Here is a 17,839-nt window from a genome sequence, read left to right on the forward strand (position 1 = left end):
ACCCCAACCCCCAAAGGCCATGATGGCCCCACTGCGATCTTCGGCCGAACAAACAAGGCTGACAACACCGATCCTGCAGGCCATGGCCTGTGGGATTTGCATCGCCAGCTCTGGTGCCCGGCTTCAGATTTTTGTCGGCCCCAACAACCTCAACGCTTGCCCAGTATCTTCCCCAACATCTCTGGCCGCGGCGCACCCTGCTGGGTCTGCAACTGCCCCTTGTCATCCAGGTAGAAGATCGCCGGCGTAGCCGACAACCCCAGCTCCTCCATCAGCGCCAGGTTCGCATCCAGCTTGGCCTGCACCTGCGTCGGAATCTTCGCCAGCGGCTTGAGGGTGCTGGCCTTGCCCGCGCTTTCATGGGCCTGCAAGGCCTTCTGCGGGTCGGCGCTGGCCAGCAACGCGGCCGACTTGGCCGGGCTGTCGGCGCGGATGATGCCGACCATGATGTGGCGCAATTGCACCTTGCCCGAGTCCACCCACGGCCGTGCCTGCTGCCAGAACATGTTGCAGTACGGGCAGTTGGGGTCGCTGAACAGGTACACCACCCGCGGTGCATCGGCCTTGCCATCGGCAATCCACGCGGTCTTGTCGAGCTTGGCCCACACCTGCTTGGCCATGGGTCCATACACCAGCTTCTCCAGCGGCGCCTCGCTCAGGTCCTGGCCCTGTTCGTCGAACAGGCTGCCCACCAGCACGTGCTTGCCGTCCGGGGTCAGGTACAGGGCCACGCCACGGTTCTGGAACTGCGCGGCATAACCTTTCAGGCCATTGGGCGCATCGAAGCTGCCGGTGACCTTGGCGCCCTTGGCCTCGATCTGCTGCACGGCCTTGGGCAATTCTTCGGCGACGGCCAGTTGGGTGGCGAACATGCCCAGGGCGAGGGTAATGGCGGAAACTTTCATGGTGTCGTCCTTGCTGGAACGGTGGGAGCGAGCGCGGTATCGCGGTCGAAGGATTCGAGGGCATGGCGCAGGCTGGCACGGGACAGCTCCCCCAGGTGGCTGCCCACCAGGCGCCCCTCGGCGTCGTAGAACAGGGTGGTGGGCAGCGCCATGGAGCCGACCTGCTGGGCCAGCTGGCCACCGGTATCGAACAGTACATGGGACAGGTTCAGGCCGGTGGTGGCCAGGAAGTTGGTGACGATCTGCGGGGTTTCGCCCTGGTTGACGAACAGGAAGGTCACGTCCGGATAATCATGCTGGGCCTGTTGCAGCACCGGCATCTCGCGCCGGCACGGCGGGCACCAGGTGGCCCACAGGTTGATCACCAACGGCCGGCCGCGGTGGCTGTGCAGCGCCACCGAATGGCCCTGGGCATCGCGCAGGGCCAGGTCCGGCAGTTGCGTGCCCTGCTCGTAGAGGTGGCTGGCCCAGCTGGCCAGCAGCCAGAACAGCGCGCCGCTGAACAGGCCCCAGCCCAGTGGCCGGCGCAGGCTCGCCTGGCGCCAGGCGTACCAGGCCGCCCCCAGCAGCACCGCCACCAGGCCGGCCCAGGGCAAAAAGCCGCCATCGCGGATGTCGATGATCTGCACCGGGTCCTCGGCATACATCGACCAGTAGCGCGCCACGAACCCCAGCCGGGCGCACAGCAGGCCGAGCAGGAACAGGCGAAACAGTGCGGCCTCGGGGTTGTCGCCGCCGCGCCTGGCCACCCGCCAGCCCACCAGCGTGGCCAGGCCCAGGGCGCAGAGCAGCAGCAGGTGGTCGAGGGCGATGGTCAGGGGGCCCAGGTTAACGGTCAGCATCAGCCTTGGCTCCGGGTGGCGGTCCAGTGTTGCAGGAAGGTGGCGGCGTTGACTTCACCGGTGATGCGCCTGGCCCGGCGCTCGTCGCCCTCGGGGCCGATCCACAGCATGCTCGGCGGGCCGGGCACCTGGTAGCGCTGCAGCAGCTGCTGGCTGGCCGGGGCATCGGCGGTCACGTCCAGGCGTACCAGGCGCACGCCTTCCAGCGCGGCGAGCACGTCGGGGCGGGCGAACACCTGTTTTTCCATGACTTTGCACGACACGCACCAGTCGGCGTAGTAATCCAGGAACACCCACTGCCCCTGGGCCTTGGCGGCGTCCAGCTGCGCCTGCAGCTCGGCCGGGGTGCGCACCGTGGTGAAGGCGTCGGCGTGGGGCGCAGCCACGGCATTGCCGGTGCCACCGGCATAGGGTTGCAGGGGCTGCAGCAGGTTGCTCGCGCCACCGGCCGCGCCCACCACCAGCAAGACGCCCCACAGGCCCGCCAGCAGCACGGCCGGTTGCAGGGCGCGCAGGGTGTGGACCGCGGACCAGGCGCCCCAGGCCAGCGCAATCAGCCAGGCCCCGCACAGGCCCAGCCACAGCGCAGGGTCGAGCACCGCGCGCAGGGTGTACAACGCCATGCCCAGGAACACGAAGCCGAACACCGCCTTGACCCGGTTCATCCAGGCCCCCGGACGTGGCAGGTAGCGGTTGCCCACGGTCACCAGCAGCAACAGCGGCAGGCCCATGCCCAGGCCCAGGCTGAACAGCACCAGCGCGCCATGCACGGCATTGCCGCTCTGCGCGATGTACAGCAGCGCGCCGGCCAGCGGGGCGGTCATGCACGGCCCCATCAGCAGGCCCGACAAGGCCCCCAGCAGTACCGCGCCATACAGATTGCCGCCACGGGTGTTGCGGCCTGCGCGCTCCAGGCGGTCGCGCACGAAGGTGGGCAGCTGCAGCTCGAAGGCGCCGAACATCGGCAGGGCCAGCAGCACGAACAGCGCGGCCAGGCTGCCCAGCAGCCAAGGCTGCTGCAGCCATGCCTGCAGGCTGGCGCCAAGCAGTGCGGCAACCACGCCCAGGGCGGCATACACCAGCGCCATGCTCAGTACGTAGGCGCCTGCCAGCACCAGCCCGCGGCGGGTGCTGGCGCCGTTGCCCATCACCAGCCCGGCCAGGATCGGCAGCATCGGCAACGAACAGGGGGTAAAGGCCAGCAGCAGTCCCAGGCCGAAGAAGGCCAGCAGGCTCCAGGCCAGCGGGTGTTCGCCGAGGCTGCCGGCCAGGGCCTGGTCGCTGGCCTGCTCGGCGCCTGCGGCCTGCCCGCCCAGATCGACCGGGCTGGTTTGGGGCGGGTAGCACAGCCCCGCGTCGGCACAGCCCTGCCAGCCCATGCGCAACTGGCCGGTGGCGTTGGCCGGTATCAGCAGCTCGAGTTCGCCGCGGTACACCTGGGTTTCGCCGAAGTACTCGTCGCTGTGGGGCAGGGCCGGCGGCAATGGTGGTACCGCCTCGGGGGCCAGGCCATCGAACTTCAGACGCTTCTGGTACAGGTAGTAGCCGTCGCTGATCTGCCAGTGCAGGCGCATCTGCCCCGAGGGCAGGCGCTCGCTGCTGAACACGAAGGCCTTTTCCACGGGCAGGAATTCGCTCTGGGCAAAAGGGTTGTTGAAGGGCTGGGCCTGGCTCAGCGAACTGAACAGCCACAGCAGGGCTAGAAGAAATACGCGCATGTCGACGCCTTGGCAGTGCGATAAGCCCGCAAGACTGACCGGCATGGATTAACCCAGGGTTAACCGATGGGCAGCCGTCGCCTCGCAGGCGACGTGTGCGCCTGGGCGCGGCATAATCCCCGGTTAATCCGCCTGTGGCCCACTGGGCCTTTCTGCCAACGACCGAGCCCGCCCCATGCACGTACTGCTCTGTGAAGACGATGACCTGATCGCCAGCGGCATCATTGCCGGCCTGAGTGCCCAGGGCCTGACCGTCGACCGCGTGGCCAGCGCCAGTGCGGCGCGGGCGATGCTGCAGGCCGCGCATTTCGACGTGATGGTGCTGGACCTGGGGCTGCCCGACGAAGACGGCCTCAAGCTGCTGCAACGCCTGCGCCAGCAGGGCCACAGCCTGCCGGTGCTGATCCTGACCGCGCGCGATGCGGTCACCGACCGGGTCGACGGGCTGCAGGCCGGCGCCGACGACTACCTGCTCAAACCCTTCGATCTGCGCGAGCTGGCCGCGCGCCTGCACACCCTGCTGCGCCGCGTGGCCGGGCGCTGTGTCAACGTCATCGAACACGGCCCGCTGAGCTTCGACCCCTCCAGCTGCGAAGCGCACCTGGCCGGTCAGCCGGTGGACCTGTCGCGCCGCGAACAGGCGCTGCTCCAGGCCCTGCTGCAGAACCGCGGCCGGGTGCTGTCCAGCGAGCAGCTCAAGGACAGCGTCTACGGCTTTGGCGACGAGGTCGAAAGCAATGCCCTGAACGTGCACATCCATCACCTGCGCCGCAAGCTGGGCAACGGCATCGTCGAGACCGTGCGCGGCCTGGGTTATCGCCTGGGGCCGGCCCAGGTGCCGCAGGCGTTGCAACGATGAGCCTGCGCCTGCGCCTGAGCCTGATTCTGGGCACTGCCTTCATCCTGATCTGGGCCCTGGCCGCGACGTGGATGCTGTGCGACCTGCGCCAGCAGATGATGTTCTCCCTCGACCAGCGCCTGGTGGCGTCGGCGCGCATGGTCGCCGGGCTGATCGACCAGTTGCCGCAGCCGCTGACCAGCAAGGGCGAGGGCACGCGCCTGAGCACCGACCAGTTCAGCATCCCCGATGGCATGGCCTGCCAGGTCAGCTCGCTGCGCGGCGAGATCCTGGCGCGCAGCCACAACCATGCCGACCAGACCCTCGACGACCAGCGCAGCGGCTTTCACGACCAGATGATCGATGGCGCACTGTGGCGCAGCTTCACCTATGCACGCGGCGATGTGCGCATCACCACTGCCGACCGGCACCTGGAGCGCGAGGCGCTGAACCGCTCGATCCTGCTGGCGGCCTCGGCCCCTGTGCTGGTGGCGTTGCTGGGCAGCCTCGGGCTGCTGTGGCTGGGGGTGGGCAAGGGCCTGGCGCCGCTCAACCGCATGCGCGACGCACTGCGAAGGCGCAGCCCCGATTCGCTGGAGCCGTTGCAGGTGCGTGCCCTGCCCAGCGAATTGCAGCCGTTGCTCGAAACCCAGAACCAGCTGTTCCAGCGCATCGGCCAGACCATCGAGCGCGAACGGCGCCTGACCGGCGATGCCGCGCATGAACTGCGCAGCCCGCTGACGGCGATCAAGACCCACCTGCAAGTGGCCCGCATGACCGATGGCAAGGTGCGCGAGCAGGCCCTGGAGCATGCCGAGCAGGGCGCCGATCGCCTGCACCGTACCCTGGAGCAGCTGCTGTTGCTGGCGCGGGTGGAGGGCAGCCTGTCGTTCGATGATGGCGTGCAGTACAGCGCCGAGCAGATCGCCCGCCAGGCCATCCAGGATGCGGGCCTGGGCGACAACCGGCGCATCGTGCTGCAGGCTGCGGCGCCGGCGGCCCAGGTGTTTCCCGACATGCCCGCGGCGCTGGCGGTGGCGGCCTTGCGCAACCTGCTGGACAACGCCCTGCGCCACAGCGCCGCCGATGCGCCGGTGGAGCTGCATGTTCAGGTCAAGGCGAACACCGTGGGCTTTCTGGTACGCGACCATGGGCCGGGCATCGATGCACAGAACCTGCAGCATGTGACCCAGCGTTTCTGGCGCAATGGCCATAGCGAAGGCTGTGGCCTGGGCCTGGCGATCGTGCAGGCGATCGTGCAGCGCTGCGCCTGCTCGCTGACGTTCGACAGCCACGCCGACGGCTTGCGCGTGTTGCTGCAGATGCCGTTGCGTGCACATCAAATGTAACCCCGCCGGCCTCGTCAGGCGCCGCTCGCCCCCGTAAGGTGTGGACCGCACAGCACCAGGGAGTACTCATGGACGAACGGATTCGCATTGCCAGGGCCCGGCCGGCCGAGGCCGCCCTGATCGAGCGGCTGATGCAGCAGAGCATCGCCACCGCAGCCGACCAGGATCATCACGGCGACCTGCAGGTGATCGACGCCTGGTCGCGCAGCAAGCAGCGTGCGCAGATCACCGACTGGCTGGGCGACCCGGCCCTGTACCTGAACCTGGGGCGCTGGCAGGGTCGCCCGGTGGCTACCGCGCTGGCCTTGCGCAGCGGCGAGATCTGCCAGTGCTTCGTGCAGCGCGACCACACCGGGCGCGGCATCGGTCGGGCACTGGTGCTGGACCTGGAGCACGCCTTGCGCCGCTGGGGCTGTACCCATGCATCGCTGTACAGCACCGCCTCGGCCCAGGATTTTTTCGCACGCCTGGGTTATTCGCCCAGCGGTGATGCGCTGGGATTTCATGGCCTGCACCTGCAACTGATGCACAAAACCTTCTAGAAGACCGCCCCGCGCGCTAAATCCGCAGGGCGTTGGTGCGTCTTTCAAGCGAGTACACATCCCGACACAACGCTGGCCATCGGCGCGTGGCGGGACCATCCGCTTGCTTGCGAGGGTTACTTCCGATGTCAGTCGCTACCTGCCTTGCCCAGGCACAGCCGGCTTCTTCAGCCGACGAGCCTGGCGAAACGCTTTATCACTTCGAAGATTCGCCACTGCTGACGCGACAGAAGCAGCAGGAGTCCAATGCACGCAGTTACCCGCGGCGCATTCCGCTGGCGCTCAAGCGTGCCCAGGGGCTTTACGTCGAAGACGTCGAGGGCCGCCAGTTCATCGACTGCCTGGCCGGCGCCGGCACCCTGGCCCTGGGCCACAACCACCCGGTGGTGATCGAGGCGATCCAGCAGGTGCTGGCCGACGGCCTGCCGCTGCATACCCTGGACCTGACCACGCCGGTAAAGGACCAGTTCGTGCAGGACCTGTTCGGCCTGCTGCCACCGGCCTTCAGCGCCCAGGCCCGGATCCAGTTCTGCGGGCCGACCGGCACCGATGCGGTGGAGGCCGCGCTCAAGCTGGTACGCACTGCCACCGGGCGCAGCACGGTGCTGTCGTTTCAGGGCGGCTACCACGGCATGAGCCTGGGCGCGCTGAGCCTGATGGGCAGCCTGGGGCCGAAGAAACCGATGGGCGCGCTGCTGGGCAACGGCGTTCAGTTCCTGCCATACCCCTACGACTACCGCTGCCCGTTCGGGCTGGGCGGCGAGCAGGGCGTGCAGGTCAACCTGCGCTACCTGGAAAACCTGCTGAGCGACCCCGAAGGCGGCGTGCAGTTGCCGGCGGCGGTGATCGTCGAGGTGGTGCAGGGCGAGGGCGGCATGATCCCGGCCGACCTCGACTGGCTGCGCGGCGTGCGGCGCATCACCGAGCAGGCGGGCGTGGCGCTGATCGTCGACGAGATCCAGAGCGGCTTTGCCCGTACCGGCAGGATGTTCGCCTTCGAGCACGCCGGCATCGTGCCGGACGTGGTGGTGCTGTCCAAGGCCATCGGCGGCAGCCTGCCGCTGGCAGTGGTGGTGTACCGCGACTGGCTCGACACCTGGCTGCCGGGTGCCCACGCCGGCACCTTCCGTGGCAACCAGATGGCCATGGCTGCAGGCTCGGCAGTGATGCGTTATCTCAAGGAACACGACGTGGCCGCCCACGCCGAGGCCATGGGCGCACGGCTGTGCGAGCACCTGGCGGTGCTGCAGCGCGACTTCCCGCACCTGGGCGACATTCGCGGTCGCGGGCTGATGCTCGGCGTCGAGGTGGTGGACCCGCAAGGGGCCGCCGATGCGCTGGGGCATGCGCCGGGGTTCGGCAAGCTGGCCTCGCTGATCCAGAACGAATGCCTCAAGCGCGGGCTGATCATCGAACTGGGTGGGCGCAACGGTTGCGTGGTGCGCTTTCTGCCGCCGCTGATCATTACCGTCGCGCAGGTGGACGACGTGGCCGAGCGCTTCGCCCGCGCCGTGCCGGCGGCCCTGCAGCGTCTGTAAGGCGCGCGGGTGCGATCAGCCCTGGCCGCTGCGCAGGGCCTCGATGTAGCGCATCACCGCGGGCGCCTTCTCGAAACGCCGATGCAGCACTGTGAGGCACGAGGTGGGTTGGCTGTCGGCGATGCGCCGGTAGCTGACCTGCGGCAGGGTGATGTGTTGCAGCACCGACTCGGGCACCAGCGCCACGCCCTGGCCCAGCGAAACCAGGGTGATGACCGCCACCAGGCTACCCGGCTGCGGCCCCAGGCGCGGCACGAAGCCACCCTGGGCGGCGACGGCCAGGGTGCCGGAGATCTGCTCGGGCAAGATAAAGGTTTCGGTGGCCAGGCGTGCGGCCATGATCTGCGGCAGCTCGTTCAACCGCGAGCTGGCCGGCAGGGCCAGGACAAAGCCTTCTTCGTGCAGGTCCATCGCGACCAGTTCGTCGGGCAGGTCCATCGGCGTGCGCACGTAGGCGATATCCAGCACACCGTCACGCACCAGCGCGGGGGACTCGGCCATGGGTTGCTCGCGGATGTTCAGCACCACCCCCGGGTGCGACTGGCTGAAGCGCGTCACCTGCTGCTGGAGCAGCCCCGAAAAGGCCGCCGAGGCCACATAACCCAACTCGATACGCCCCACGTCACCGCGCCCGGCCCGTTGTGCGCCCAGCTGCGCGGCATCGAACTGGCGCACCGCCTGTTCGGCCTCGGGCAGCAGCGCCTCGCCGGCGGCGGTCAGGCACACCTCGCGCTGGCTGCGCTCGAACAGGCGCACACCCAGCTGCCTTTCCATGTCCTGGATCTGCCGGCTCAGGGTCGGCGGGGCGATGCCCAGTTGCTCGGCGGCGCGGGTGAAGTGGCCGAGGCGGGCGACGCTGAGAAAATAGCGGAAATGGCGGATTTCCATGGGGTCTCGTTAGCTGCAGGCTAATGACGCAGGCGATCCTGGCTAACAAGGCCAGGCCGTTGCGGCGGTAATGTGTAGTAACACTACAAGATGCGTGACGTGGCGGCAAAGCCGCTGCGCCTATGAGCATCCGGTGGCTACACCGGCCCTGTCGCGGCAGCCTGCTCGGACACCGCGACACTGGCCCCAGATCGCCTTGCACGGGAGCCTTGCAATGTCCTCCGCCCGTTTCACCCTGTTCACGGCTTCGGCCGTGTGCGCCCTGATCATCCTCGACACCAATATCGTCGCCGTCAGCCTGCCTAGCATCGCCCGCGACCTGTCCGGCTCGTTCGCCGACATCGAATGGGTGGTCAGCGCCTACCTGCTGGCCTTCGCCGCACTGCTGCTGCCCGCCGGCAGCCTGGCCGACCGCTTCGGGCGCCGGCGCATGCTGCAGCTGGGCCTGGGCCTGTTCGGCCTCGCCTCGCTGGCCTGCGGCGCGGCGCCCACCCTGGTGTTTCTCGACATCGCACGGGCCGCCAAGGGCGTGGGCGCGGCGTTGCTGCTGACCTCGGCACTGGCTGCCATCGGCCACCGCTTCCACGAGCCCGAGGCGCGCATGCGGGCCTGGGCGTTCTGGGGCGCGTGCATGGGCGCGACCATCACCTTCGCGCCGCTGCTGGGCGGGCTGATCGCCAGCACCCTGGGCTGGCGCTGGATCTTCTACATCAACCTGCCGCTGGTGGCGGTGCTGGCGGTGATGGTGCGGCGCAGTGTCGAGGAGTCCCGCGATAGCGCCGCCGCGCGGCTGGACCCGTTTGGCAGCCTGACCTTCGCCGGCAGCCTGGGCTACCTGATCTGGGCGCTGATCGATGCCAACCAGGTCGGCTGGGGCAGTGCCCAGACCCTTGGGCGCCTGGTGATCGCAGCGTTCCTGTTCGGCCTGTTCATTCTGGTGGAGCGCAATCAGGCGCGGCCGATGATCGACCTGCAACTGATGCGCAGCGCACGCTTCATCGGTGCATTGCTGGGCATGTTCGCCTACGCCGCCTGCGCCCAGGTGATGATGACCCTGCTGCCGCTGTACCTGCAGAACGGCCTGCAACTGTCGGCCTTGGCCGCCGGCGCGGGCATGCTGCCGTTTGCCCTGGCGATGCTGCTGACCCCGCGCCTGGGCATGCGCCTGTCGGCGCGGTTGAGCAGCGCCCAGGTGTTCGCCCTGGGCCTGCTGCTGGTGGGCGCGGGCAACCTACTGTGCGGCGCGGCGGCCAGCTATGGCGGCTACCTGAGCTTCGCCCTGGCCAGCATCGTGCTGGGCGCCGGGGCCGGGCTGCTCAACGGCGACACGCAGAAGAACATCATGGCCTGCGTGCCGCGCGAGCGCACCGGCATGGCCTCGGGCCTGAGCACTACCACGCGCTTTGGTGCCATCGTGCTGGCCATCGGCATTCTGGGCGGCATCCTGGCGGCGCGCAGCGGGCAGTTGCTGCGCGAGGCGGTGGCAGGGGTGGCGCCTGGGCAACTGGACAAGGTCGGCGACATGGCCACCCGGGTTGCCGCCGGTGACCTGCCGGCAGCGCTGGCTATGGTCGACCCGGCACTGCGCGAAACCCTCGCGCCGCTGGCGCAGCACGCCTTCATCGGCGGCTTCGAGACGGTGCTGCAAAGCGCCGGGGTGGCGGCGCTGGTGTTCGCCGTGGTGGTCGGTGTGCTGCTTGGCAGGCCGCTGCCGGTGCCGCAACCGCTGCCGGCGCGCTGATCGCGCGCACGCTGGCGTTCGGCGCAACTGAAAAGCCCCAGGCGTTGCGCACTGGGGCTTTGTTTTTGCCGACCTTCAGGCCTTCGCGGCGAGTGCCTTGATCACTTCATCGATACTGCCCTGCAGTTCGCTCACCGGATTTTCGCCGCCGCCCTCCAGCACCAGCAGGCGGCTGCCGGCCTTGGCGACTGCCGCAGCTACCGCCTCGCTCGGCTGGCGATGGTCGAGCACCAGCGCCACGTCGTTGTCCTTGAGCAGGGCGGTCAGCTGTTGCAGTGCCTCGGGGGTCCACTGGTCTTCGGCGGGTACGCTGTAGGCCACCTGCTCCAGGTTCAGCCCGCCGATCAGGTAACCGAAGCGCTCCGACAGGCTTACCACGCTGAGGTTGTCGACTTCGCCCAGGCGCGCTTCGCTGTCGGCACTGAGCTTGAGCAACTGCTGCTTGAGCGTGGCCAGGTTGGCCTCGATTTTCGGCTTGGCGGCCGGCGCCAGGCGCACCAGGTCGGCGGCGGTCACGTCGGCCATGCGCCCCAGGTTGTTGCTCGACAGCCACGGCTGGCTGTTCAGGCCGTCCTTTGGCGCCCCCGGCTGCACCGCAATGCCGGGCAGGCTGCCATCCACCGGGCGTGCGGCATCCACTTCAACGATGCGGATATTGCTGCGCCGCGCCATCGGGTACAGCGGGTCGTCCGCCCATACCGAGCGCAGGCCGATCACCGCATCGGCGTTCACGGCCAGCTTCTGCAGGGCCGGCGCCCCACGCCCGCTGAAGTAGGCGGTCTGACGCGAGCCGGGCAGGTTGGCCGCGGCGGCGCGTTGCAGCTTCACCTCGCTGCCGTCGAGCAGCAACTGGCCAAGGCCGTAGGTGATGGGCAGGGACGCCAGTACCTGCACCGGGCGCGCGGCTTCGGCGGCCTGTGCGGCAACACTGAAGGCGCCGCTCAGGGCCAGTACCAGGGTCAGTTGGCGAAATGTCGGCTTCATCCGATGTTTCCTTTCAGGCTGGGCAGGGTGCCACGGGCGATGGCGGCCAGGGCGAAGGCCATGCCGGCGACCAGGATGATCGCGGCGCCCGAGGGCAGCGGCAGGTCGAACACGATCGGCAGCAGGATGCCGCTCAGGGTGCTGAGGGTGGCGATCACCACCGAGGTCCAGAAAAACCCCTTGAGCGACTGGCTCAGCAGGCGGGCGGCAGCGGCCGGGATCACCAGCAGTGCGCCCACCAGGATCGCGCCGATGACCTTAACCGCGGCCACGGTGATCAGCGTCACCAGCACCACGAACAGGTAGTCCAGGGTCTTCACTGCCACCCCGCGCACTGCCGCCAGCTGCGGGTTGAAGCTGGCCAGCATGATGCGGTTGTACAGCGGCAGGCTCAGGCCCAGCACCAGCGCGCCGACGATGGCCAGCACCAGCAGGTCGTTGCCGTTGACCGTCAGCACCGAGCCGAACAGCACGTTCTCCAGGATGTGCACGTTGATCTTGCCCGCCAGTATCAGCAGCAGGCTTGCGCCCAGCGCCAGCGACACCGACAGGAACACCCCGATCAGGGTGTCCGGGGCCAGCCCGGTGCGGTTGCGCAGGTAGTTGAGCAGCACGCCGAACAGCAGGCAGTAGCCGAACAGGCTGCCGTAGGGGCCGGTATAGGGTTCGCCGAGCAGGATGCCGATGGCCACCCCGGTCAGGGCCGCGTGGCCCACCGCCTCGGAGAAGAACGCAAAGCGCTTGACCACCACCAGCGTGCCCAGCCCGCCCAGCACCGGCCCGATCAGCAGGCCGGCGAGCAGCGCGTTGACCACGAAGCCATAGGCCAGGGCTTCGGGCAGGTAGCCCGAGGACGCCAGGCCCTGGATCATCAGGCGAAATTCTTCATAGTTCATCAGGCGTGGCTCCCGGTCACCGCAGCGCTGCGCGGGTGGGTGGAAAACAGTTGCAGCAGCGCCTCCGGGCGCAGGGCCTGCTCGGGCGGCGCGTCGAAAAGGATGCGCCGGTTGAGGCCGGTGACGTGGTCGGCCAGGCGTTTCACCGCCTCCAGGTCGTGTTCGATCCACAGCACGGTGGTGCCGCTGGCGCGCCAGTCCAGCAGCAGTTGTTCGAAGATGCGGATGCCGGCTTCATCCAGCGCCGACATCGGTTCGTCCAGCACCAGCAGTTGCGGCGCCGGAATCAGCCCCTGGGCCAGCAGCACGCGCTGGCGCTCGCCGCCGGAGAGGGCGCCCATGCGCCGCTTGCGCTTGTCCTGCATGCCCACGCGCTCCAGCGCCTGGCCGATGCTCGCCGCGTAGTGGCGCGACAGCCCCAGGAACGCCGGGCGGCGCTGGCACATGGCGGCCATGAAGTCGTCCACGGTCATCGGCAGGCCACGGTCGAATTCCAGGGCCTGCGGCACGTAGCCGATGCAACCGGGGGCGCCGGCCCAGTGCAGGTTCAGGCGGCCGTGGTGGGGCATCTGGCCGAGCAGGGTCTTGATCAGCGAACTCTTGCCGCCGCCGTTGGGCCCCACCAGCGCATGCACGCTGCCAGGGCGCACCTTGAAGCTCACCTGGTCGAGGATGGTGGTGCGGCCCAGGGTCAGGCCAACGGCGTCGAACTCCACGCCGGGGCCCTGGCTGGCAAGGGTGATCGGCTCGATGGCGCTCATGCCCCGGCCTCCTGGATCGCGCGCACCACGGTATCGAGGTTGCTGGTCATCTCCTTTTCGTACTTTTCGGCGCTGTAGTCGCCGTAGGAGATGTGCGACAGCGGGTACAGGCGCACGCCGGACTCACGCTGGATGGTGTCCACATAGGTGGACGGGAAGTCGAGCTCCGAGAAGATCACCTTCACGTCCAGGTCGCGCAGCTGGTTGATGGTCTTCTTCAGCTGGCTGGGGCTCGGTTCGATGCCATGGGCGGGCTCGACCACGGCGGTGACTTCCAGGCCGAATTCACGCAGCAGGTAGTCGTAGGCCGCGTGCACGGTGGCCACGCGCAGGTCGGCATTGGGCGCGCTGGTGAGCTTGGCCAGGGCCTCGGCACGCAGCTGGCGCAGGCGCTTGCCATAGGCGCGGGCATTGGCGGTGTAGGCCTTGGCGTTGGCCGGGTCGAGCTTGCCCAGCTCGCGGGCGATGTTGTTGACCTGGGCGATCGAGGCGCTGATCGACAGGAAGGTGTGCGGGTTGACCACCTTGCCCGCGCCGCGTGCGGCGATGCCGGTGGCCGCCAGCAGCGGCACGTTGGCGTTGGCCTCGATGGTGGCCACGCCAGGCTTTTCGCTGGCCTCGATCATGCGGTCGGCAAAATCGTCATGCCCCACGCCGTTGAGCACCACCACGTCCAGCGTGCCGATGCGCTTGATGTCCTCGGCGCGTGGCTCGTAGGCGTGCGGGTTGAAGCCTGCCGGAATCAGCGGCACCACCTCGGCCTTGTCGCCGACGATGTTGGCCACGTAGCTGTAGTAGGGGTGCAGGGTGATGCCGATACGCAGGCGCTTGGCCTCTTCGGCGTGCGCCAGGGGCGCCAGGCACAGGGCGAGCACGCCGGCCAGGATGCGTCGGCGGTTGACCAGAAACGATGAAATAGACATGGGCAGGCGGTCTTCTCTCAGGTGTATCCGTGGGTTCAGTGCCGATGCTGGCGAGTGACCCCGGCATCGAATTGCGCGACGACCTGTTGCCAGCCCGCAGCGCTCAAGGCGGCGTCGCTGAGGTCGTGGGGGGCGGTGAGGTCGGTGCTGCGGTTGAGCCAGATATCGGCCGGGCTGTCGGGCTGTGCGCCCAGGCGCATCAGGAACGAGCCGGCCACTTCGCTGGCCTGGCTGAGCCCCAGGTAGGCGCCGCCTTCGAGCAACTGCCAGGTGTGGCCGCCACGGCTCACGGCGCTGGCGTCGCGGGCGAACGGGGCGTAGCCCTCGGCATCCAGCTCGGCCGGGGTGGGCAGGCGCTGTTCTTCCTGCTGACGCAGCTGGATCTCCTCCAGGGTAACCCGCAGGTCGGCGTACACCCCTTGCTCGCCGGCCGTGAGGTCGCGGCGCGCATCGAACTGATGGGCCGCCACTTCGCTGGTTTCGGTGGTTTCACCGCGCCAGCTGACCACCGCGCCGGCCACCAGCAGCACCAGGGCGCAGAACAGCAGCACATACAGCGTTTCATGGCCGGCACCGGCCGGGCGGATGGTCTGGGTCGTGGTCGGGGTGCTCATGGTGCCTCGATGTCGGCCTGGTCGATTTCCACCACATGACCGGGGCCTGCGTCGAACAGCACGTAGAACTCGGCATCGGGGCGCTTGAAGGTGAGCTTGGAGTCTTCGCCCAGCTTGCCGGGTACCAGGATGCTTTCGTCGTAGCCGATCACGTCGAGGGTTACGCCGGGGGCGCCGCTGCCGTCGGAAAAGCCGCCGGTGCACTGGATCTGGCCGCCTTCGATCTGCTTGCATTCGCAGATCGGGTTGTGGGCCAGCGCCAGGTTGCTGAAGGTGGCGAGCGAAGTGAGCAGTGCCGCGCCACCCAGGCGACGCAGCAGGTCAGAAACAGGCATCATTTGCCTCCTTGTTTTTGAAGCCAGGCGACAGTGCTTGGCGAGGCCTTGCTGAGCGGGACCGAACCCTGGTGCATGCTGCCGTCCCAGCCTTCCATGGTCACCCACAGTTCGGCGTCGGGGCTGGTCTTGAGCGGCACCGGCACCGTGGCGCCCATGCGGTAAGGGGAACCGAAGAAGATTCCGCCGGCGGCGCGCAGGCTGCGCGGCTTGCCGATACGCAGGTAGGTGGCCTTGACCTGTGGGATACAGGCTTCGCACAGGCTGGCGTTGAAGCTCTTCATGTAGCCGGCCGGCCCGTCCTGGCGCGGCGCCTCGTTGCGCAGCTCGGCCAGCTTCAGGCTCCAGGGGCCGACCTGGACCTCGCCGATCTCGCGTTCGCCCAGGCCCACGTCACCGCGAAACAAGGCCACATCGGCGAAGTACTTGGGCATGAAACCCAGCGGTACCAGCAATAGCAGGACGTTGATGTGAAAGCGCCACTTCAGCCAGAACTGGCGCAGGCGCGAAGGCGGTTGTGCAGCGATTGCCTTGCTCATGCCTGGCTCTCCGAAGGGGTAGGGGTGGCAGCGGCGGCGCGCTTGGCGCGTGCCGGTTTTTCGCTGCGCTTGAGGGCGGTGGCCGTGGCGATGGCGGTGCGCTTGGTCCAGATCAGCAGGCCGCTGAGCACCATCATGCTCAGCAGCAGGCCGAACACGAACCAGATCAGCTTGATCCAGATACCGCCGAAATCGCCGGTATGCAACGGGCGCATCGACTCGGTGACGAATTCGAGCTTGCTGCGGTCGGACAGCAGCTCATGGGCCTCGACCACGCCACTGTAGGGGTTGACCGATGCGGTCTGGAACATCAGCGGGTACCAGCTGCGCCCACCCACTTCGGTGTGGCTGTAGGCGTTGCTCGGCAGGCTGATGAAGCTCACGTCCAGCCCCGGGATCTTGTCGATGGCGATCTTTTCGATGGCATCCAGGCTCAGCACCGGGGCCGGCTGGCCGGCGGGCGCGGTGGGCACGTTCTCGCGGGCGATCACCGGCAGCACCTGGTTGCTGGAAATCGAGATCTGGTTGTCGAACAGAATCGCCTGGATCAGGAACCAGGTACCGGTGATCGAGATGACCGCGATGAACCAGATCGACCAGATCCCGCTCAGGCGGTGGAAGTCGCCCCAGAAAATCCGCGCACCGTGCTTCAGGCGCAGGGTCGGCTTGAGAAAGCCCTTCCAGAAGCGCTTGTACACCACCAGCCCGGTGACCAGCGAGGCCAACATCGGCAGCCCCAGCAGCGACACCAGGTACCAGCCCCAGCTGTAGCCATTGGTGAACGGCACCAGCCACCAGCCGTGCAGGGCGCGGGTAAAGGCCTGGAAGTTGAACTGCGCCGCCTCGCCCTGGACCACCCCGGTGTACGGGTTGACGTAGAGCGTGGTGGAGCGCGAGTCGGGGTAGGTGACGCTGACGGTCAGGGCGAAATGCGATTCGTCCGGGCGCACGATGGTGCTGACATACACCCCCGGCTGCGCGGCCTCGACGGCGGCGCGCACCTGGTCGAAGCCCAGCATCGGCGGGTCGCCGTCGGGTTTGGAGGCGCGGACCTCGGGCTGCGCCAGCCAGACGATTTCCTGGCTGACCACGGCCAGCGTCCCGGTGAAGCAGACGATCAGCACGAAGAACCAGATCGGCAGGGCTAGCCAGCTGTGGACCAGAAACCAGAGTTTTGAACGTGACTTTTTCGACATTGGGCAGGCAACTTCGATTCGGAGTGTGGTGAGCATGAGGTTCCGGAGCACGGGGTGTCTGGGCTCAGGCTCGCTCGAAAGGGTGCAGTGGTAATTGTTAGGACGAATGAGAAGCAGAAATCCTGCACTAAAAAATGCAAGCAAATGTTTCCAAGGCTCCCGGCCTGCCGCCGGGAGCCCTGTTGAACCCCGCTGGCGCTACTCGAACGTACGCCCGGCGCGCCAGTAGCCCATCAGGGTCAGCGCGTTGCGGTCCAGGCCCTGTTCGTTGATCAGAAAGCGCCGGATCTGCATCACCGCAGCCGATTCCCCGGCCACCCAGGCGTAGAAGCTCTGGTGGCTGGCGCTGGCACGTTCCCAGAGGATCTGCTGGTCGATGTCCACCTCCTCGAGGCGCGTGTCGGCGGGCGGGCGTCTGGCGGGCAGGGTGGCCAGCTGGGTCACGGCATGCACCATGGCCTGGCCCTGGATACGCTGTTGCTGGTCGCGTGGCAGCCAGTGCAAGGTGGTGCTGGCATTGCAGCGCAGGGCCAGGCAGTCCTGTTGCAGCGGCACCTCTACATAGGCTTCGACCTGGGGCGGGTCATCTTGCCCGGCGAGGGTTTCGAGAATGCCGGCAATGGCTGGCAAGGCGGTTTCATCGCCCACCAGCAGAATGTTGCGCACCCCAGCGGGCGGGTTCCATTCGTAGCCCCCGGGGTCGCCGGCGAAGGCCAGGTTGGGTGCCAGGATCTGCAGACGGTCGCCTGTGCGGGCGTGGGTGGCCCAGGCCGAGGCGGGGCCGTTGACCCCGTGCAGTACGAAATCGATATCCACCTCGGCCTGTTCGCGGCGCAGGGCACGGATGGTGTAGGTGCGCATGGGCGGGCGGCTGGCCTCGGCCAGGGCGCGGCGGGCTTCGTTCCAGTGCAGGTCGTTGGGCAGTTCGGGCGGGCTGCCGTCGGCGGCGGGGAAGAACAGCTTGACGCGTTGATCGGCAGCCAGGGTGTGCATCCGGGCCACGTCCGGGCCGGTGAACACCAGGCGGCTCAGCGACGGGCTCAGTTGGATGCGTTGCTTGAGGGTGACATCGAACAGGCGGTAGGCGCGCTCGGGCTGTGCGCCGGCCAGCTTGCGCAGGCCGCGCCCGATGGCGCGGGTCAGGGAGGAGGCGGTGGACATGGCATAGGCCTTTCTTGCAGCGGGTTCTCTTTGGAGACGAGGGAAGACGGGGGGAAATTAGGGGGCTGG

The 17,839-nt window shown here is 68.0% G+C and carries 18 protein-coding genes; 5 read left to right on the forward strand and 13 right to left on the reverse strand.

The genetic code is table 11. The features are described 5' to 3' along the window. Nucleotides 1-149: 149 nt before the first annotated feature. From dsbG to dsbD, 3 genes are read right to left on the reverse strand one after another with little or no spacing between them, the layout of a single operon-like run. Nucleotides 150-905: a thiol:disulfide interchange protein DsbG gene (gene dsbG / locus N0B28_RS08580; RefSeq protein ID WP_275731477.1), complete on the reverse strand. Its 756-nt coding sequence runs from the start codon at nt 903-905 to the stop codon at nt 150-152. Then, nucleotides 902-1,747: a TlpA disulfide reductase family protein gene (locus tag N0B28_RS08585; protein ID WP_043862398.1), complete on the reverse strand. Its 846-nt coding sequence runs from the start codon at nt 1,745-1,747 to the stop codon at nt 902-904. Before N0B28_RS08585 ends, dsbG begins: the two co-directional genes overlap by 4 nt. Further along, the gene (dsbD, locus tag N0B28_RS08590; RefSeq protein WP_088515642.1) at nt 1,747-3,465 is read right to left on the reverse strand and encodes a protein-disulfide reductase DsbD; all 1,719 of its coding nucleotides are present in this window, start codon (nt 3,463-3,465) and stop codon (nt 1,747-1,749) included. The genes N0B28_RS08585 and dsbD overlap by 1 nt, the downstream gene beginning before the upstream one ends. A gap of 175 nt (nt 3,466-3,640) precedes the next feature. Here dsbD and N0B28_RS08595 point away from each other — a divergent pair, with 175 nt between their 5' ends. From N0B28_RS08595 to N0B28_RS08610, 4 genes are all read left to right on the forward strand, one after another. Beyond that, the gene (locus N0B28_RS08595) at nt 3,641-4,324 is read left to right on the forward strand and encodes a response regulator (RefSeq protein WP_043862400.1); all 684 of its coding nucleotides are present in this window, start codon (nt 3,641-3,643) and stop codon (nt 4,322-4,324) included. Beyond that, nucleotides 4,321-5,652, forward strand: a complete 1,332-nt coding sequence (locus tag N0B28_RS08600; RefSeq protein WP_275731481.1) for an ATP-binding protein — start codon at nt 4,321-4,323, stop codon at nt 5,650-5,652. Before N0B28_RS08595 ends, N0B28_RS08600 begins: the two co-directional genes overlap by 4 nt. Nucleotides 5,653-5,720: 68 nt before the next feature. Then, nucleotides 5,721-6,194 carry a GNAT family N-acetyltransferase gene (locus tag N0B28_RS08605; protein WP_054915570.1) on the forward strand — a complete coding sequence of 158 codons (474 nt, stop codon included), beginning with the start codon at nt 5,721-5,723 and terminating at the stop codon, nt 6,192-6,194. A gap of 125 nt (nt 6,195-6,319) precedes the next feature. Beyond that, on the forward strand, nt 6,320-7,732 hold the full coding sequence (locus N0B28_RS08610; protein ID WP_275731484.1) for an aspartate aminotransferase family protein: 1,413 nt from the start codon (nt 6,320-6,322) through the stop codon (nt 7,730-7,732). 15 nt (nt 7,733-7,747) lie between these two features. On the opposite strand, the gene N0B28_RS08615 is transcribed toward N0B28_RS08610, so the two are convergent. Continuing rightward, entirely contained in the window at nt 7,748-8,620 is an 873-nt protein-coding gene (locus N0B28_RS08615; RefSeq protein ID WP_043862404.1) for a LysR family transcriptional regulator, read from the reverse strand. 214 nt (nt 8,621-8,834) lie between these two features. On the opposite strand from N0B28_RS08615, the gene N0B28_RS08620 reads away from it, so the two are divergent. Continuing rightward, entirely contained in the window at nt 8,835-10,361 is a 1,527-nt protein-coding gene (locus N0B28_RS08620; RefSeq protein WP_054915568.1) for an MFS transporter, read from the forward strand. A gap of 75 nt (nt 10,362-10,436) precedes the next feature. On the opposite strand, the gene N0B28_RS08625 is transcribed toward N0B28_RS08620, so the two are convergent. From N0B28_RS08625 to N0B28_RS08665, 9 genes are all read right to left on the reverse strand, one after another. Next, complete coding sequence (locus tag N0B28_RS08625; RefSeq protein ID WP_043862406.1) at nt 10,437-11,345, reverse strand: zinc ABC transporter substrate-binding protein; 909 nt, start codon at nt 11,343-11,345, stop codon at nt 10,437-10,439. After that, a complete protein-coding gene (locus N0B28_RS08630; protein WP_043862407.1) occupies nt 11,342-12,241 on the reverse strand; it encodes a metal ABC transporter permease in 900 nt (299 codons plus the stop codon). The genes N0B28_RS08625 and N0B28_RS08630 overlap by 4 nt, the downstream gene beginning before the upstream one ends. After that, nucleotides 12,241-13,002 (reverse strand): metal ABC transporter ATP-binding protein, encoded by a 762-nt coding sequence (locus tag N0B28_RS08635; protein ID WP_058542016.1) that lies wholly within the window; start codon nt 13,000-13,002, stop codon nt 12,241-12,243. Before N0B28_RS08635 ends, N0B28_RS08630 begins: the two co-directional genes overlap by 1 nt. Next, nucleotides 12,999-13,925: a metal ABC transporter substrate-binding protein gene (locus N0B28_RS08640; RefSeq protein WP_043862409.1), complete on the reverse strand. Its 927-nt coding sequence runs from the start codon at nt 13,923-13,925 to the stop codon at nt 12,999-13,001. The genes N0B28_RS08635 and N0B28_RS08640 overlap by 4 nt, the downstream gene beginning before the upstream one ends. Nucleotides 13,926-13,960: 35 nt before the next feature. Next, nucleotides 13,961-14,539: a DUF6162 family protein gene (locus N0B28_RS08645; protein ID WP_054915566.1), complete on the reverse strand. Its 579-nt coding sequence runs from the start codon at nt 14,537-14,539 to the stop codon at nt 13,961-13,963. Further along, nucleotides 14,536-14,874: a hypothetical protein gene (locus N0B28_RS08650; protein WP_043862411.1), complete on the reverse strand. Its 339-nt coding sequence runs from the start codon at nt 14,872-14,874 to the stop codon at nt 14,536-14,538. The genes N0B28_RS08645 and N0B28_RS08650 overlap by 4 nt, the downstream gene beginning before the upstream one ends. Further along, the gene (locus tag N0B28_RS08655) at nt 14,874-15,413 is read right to left on the reverse strand and encodes a thiamine pyrophosphate-binding protein (RefSeq protein ID WP_275731494.1); all 540 of its coding nucleotides are present in this window, start codon (nt 15,411-15,413) and stop codon (nt 14,874-14,876) included. Before N0B28_RS08655 ends, N0B28_RS08650 begins: the two co-directional genes overlap by 1 nt. Then, nucleotides 15,410-16,609, reverse strand: a complete 1,200-nt coding sequence (locus tag N0B28_RS08660; protein WP_058542014.1) for a PepSY domain-containing protein — start codon at nt 16,607-16,609, stop codon at nt 15,410-15,412. Before N0B28_RS08660 ends, N0B28_RS08655 begins: the two co-directional genes overlap by 4 nt. Nucleotides 16,610-16,807: 198 nt before the next feature. After that, the gene (locus N0B28_RS08665) at nt 16,808-17,770 is read right to left on the reverse strand and encodes a siderophore-interacting protein (RefSeq protein WP_275731497.1); all 963 of its coding nucleotides are present in this window, start codon (nt 17,768-17,770) and stop codon (nt 16,808-16,810) included. Nucleotides 17,771-17,839 lie beyond the last annotated feature (69 nt).

It is taken from the genome of Pseudomonas sp. SD17-1 (assembly GCF_029201585.1).
Classification (GTDB): Bacteria; Pseudomonadota; Gammaproteobacteria; order Pseudomonadales; family Pseudomonadaceae; genus Aquipseudomonas; species Aquipseudomonas palmensis.

Bases quoted from the DNA above. Each gene is read 5' to 3' on its own strand.
- N0B28_RS08595 (WP_043862400.1), top strand. From the start codon at position 3,641: ATGCACGTACTGCTCTGTGAAGACGATGACCTGATCGCCAGCGGCATC.
- N0B28_RS08615 (WP_043862404.1), bottom strand. From the start codon at position 8,620: ATGGAAATCCGCCATTTCCGCTATTTTCTCAGCGTCGCCCGCCTCGGC.
- N0B28_RS08620 (WP_054915568.1), top strand. From the start codon at position 8,835: ATGTCCTCCGCCCGTTTCACCCTGTTCACGGCTTCGGCCGTGTGCGCC.
- N0B28_RS08640 (WP_043862409.1), bottom strand. From the start codon at position 13,925: ATGTCTATTTCATCGTTTCTGGTCAACCGCCGACGCATCCTGGCCGGC.
- dsbG (WP_275731477.1), bottom strand. From the start codon at position 905: ATGAAAGTTTCCGCCATTACCCTCGCCCTGGGCATGTTCGCCACCCAA.
- N0B28_RS08610 (WP_275731484.1), top strand. From the start codon at position 6,320: ATGTCAGTCGCTACCTGCCTTGCCCAGGCACAGCCGGCTTCTTCAGCC.
- N0B28_RS08630 (WP_043862407.1), bottom strand. From the start codon at position 12,241: ATGAACTATGAAGAATTTCGCCTGATGATCCAGGGCCTGGCGTCCTCG.
- N0B28_RS08650 (WP_043862411.1), bottom strand. From the start codon at position 14,874: ATGCCTGTTTCTGACCTGCTGCGTCGCCTGGGTGGCGCGGCACTGCTC.
- N0B28_RS08665 (WP_275731497.1), bottom strand. From the start codon at position 17,770: ATGTCCACCGCCTCCTCCCTGACCCGCGCCATCGGGCGCGGCCTGCGC.
- N0B28_RS08655 (WP_275731494.1), bottom strand. From the start codon at position 15,413: ATGAGCAAGGCAATCGCTGCACAACCGCCTTCGCGCCTGCGCCAGTTC.
- N0B28_RS08645 (WP_054915566.1), bottom strand. From the start codon at position 14,539: ATGAGCACCCCGACCACGACCCAGACCATCCGCCCGGCCGGTGCCGGC.
- N0B28_RS08585 (WP_043862398.1), bottom strand. From the start codon at position 1,747: ATGCTGACCGTTAACCTGGGCCCCCTGACCATCGCCCTCGACCACCTG.
- N0B28_RS08660 (WP_058542014.1), bottom strand. From the start codon at position 16,609: ATGTCGAAAAAGTCACGTTCAAAACTCTGGTTTCTGGTCCACAGCTGG.
- N0B28_RS08600 (WP_275731481.1), top strand. From the start codon at position 4,321: ATGAGCCTGCGCCTGCGCCTGAGCCTGATTCTGGGCACTGCCTTCATC.
- dsbD (WP_088515642.1), bottom strand. From the start codon at position 3,465: ATGCGCGTATTTCTTCTAGCCCTGCTGTGGCTGTTCAGTTCGCTGAGC.
- N0B28_RS08625 (WP_043862406.1), bottom strand. From the start codon at position 11,345: ATGAAGCCGACATTTCGCCAACTGACCCTGGTACTGGCCCTGAGCGGC.
- N0B28_RS08635 (WP_058542016.1), bottom strand. From the start codon at position 13,002: ATGAGCGCCATCGAGCCGATCACCCTTGCCAGCCAGGGCCCCGGCGTG.
- N0B28_RS08605 (WP_054915570.1), top strand. From the start codon at position 5,721: ATGGACGAACGGATTCGCATTGCCAGGGCCCGGCCGGCCGAGGCCGCC.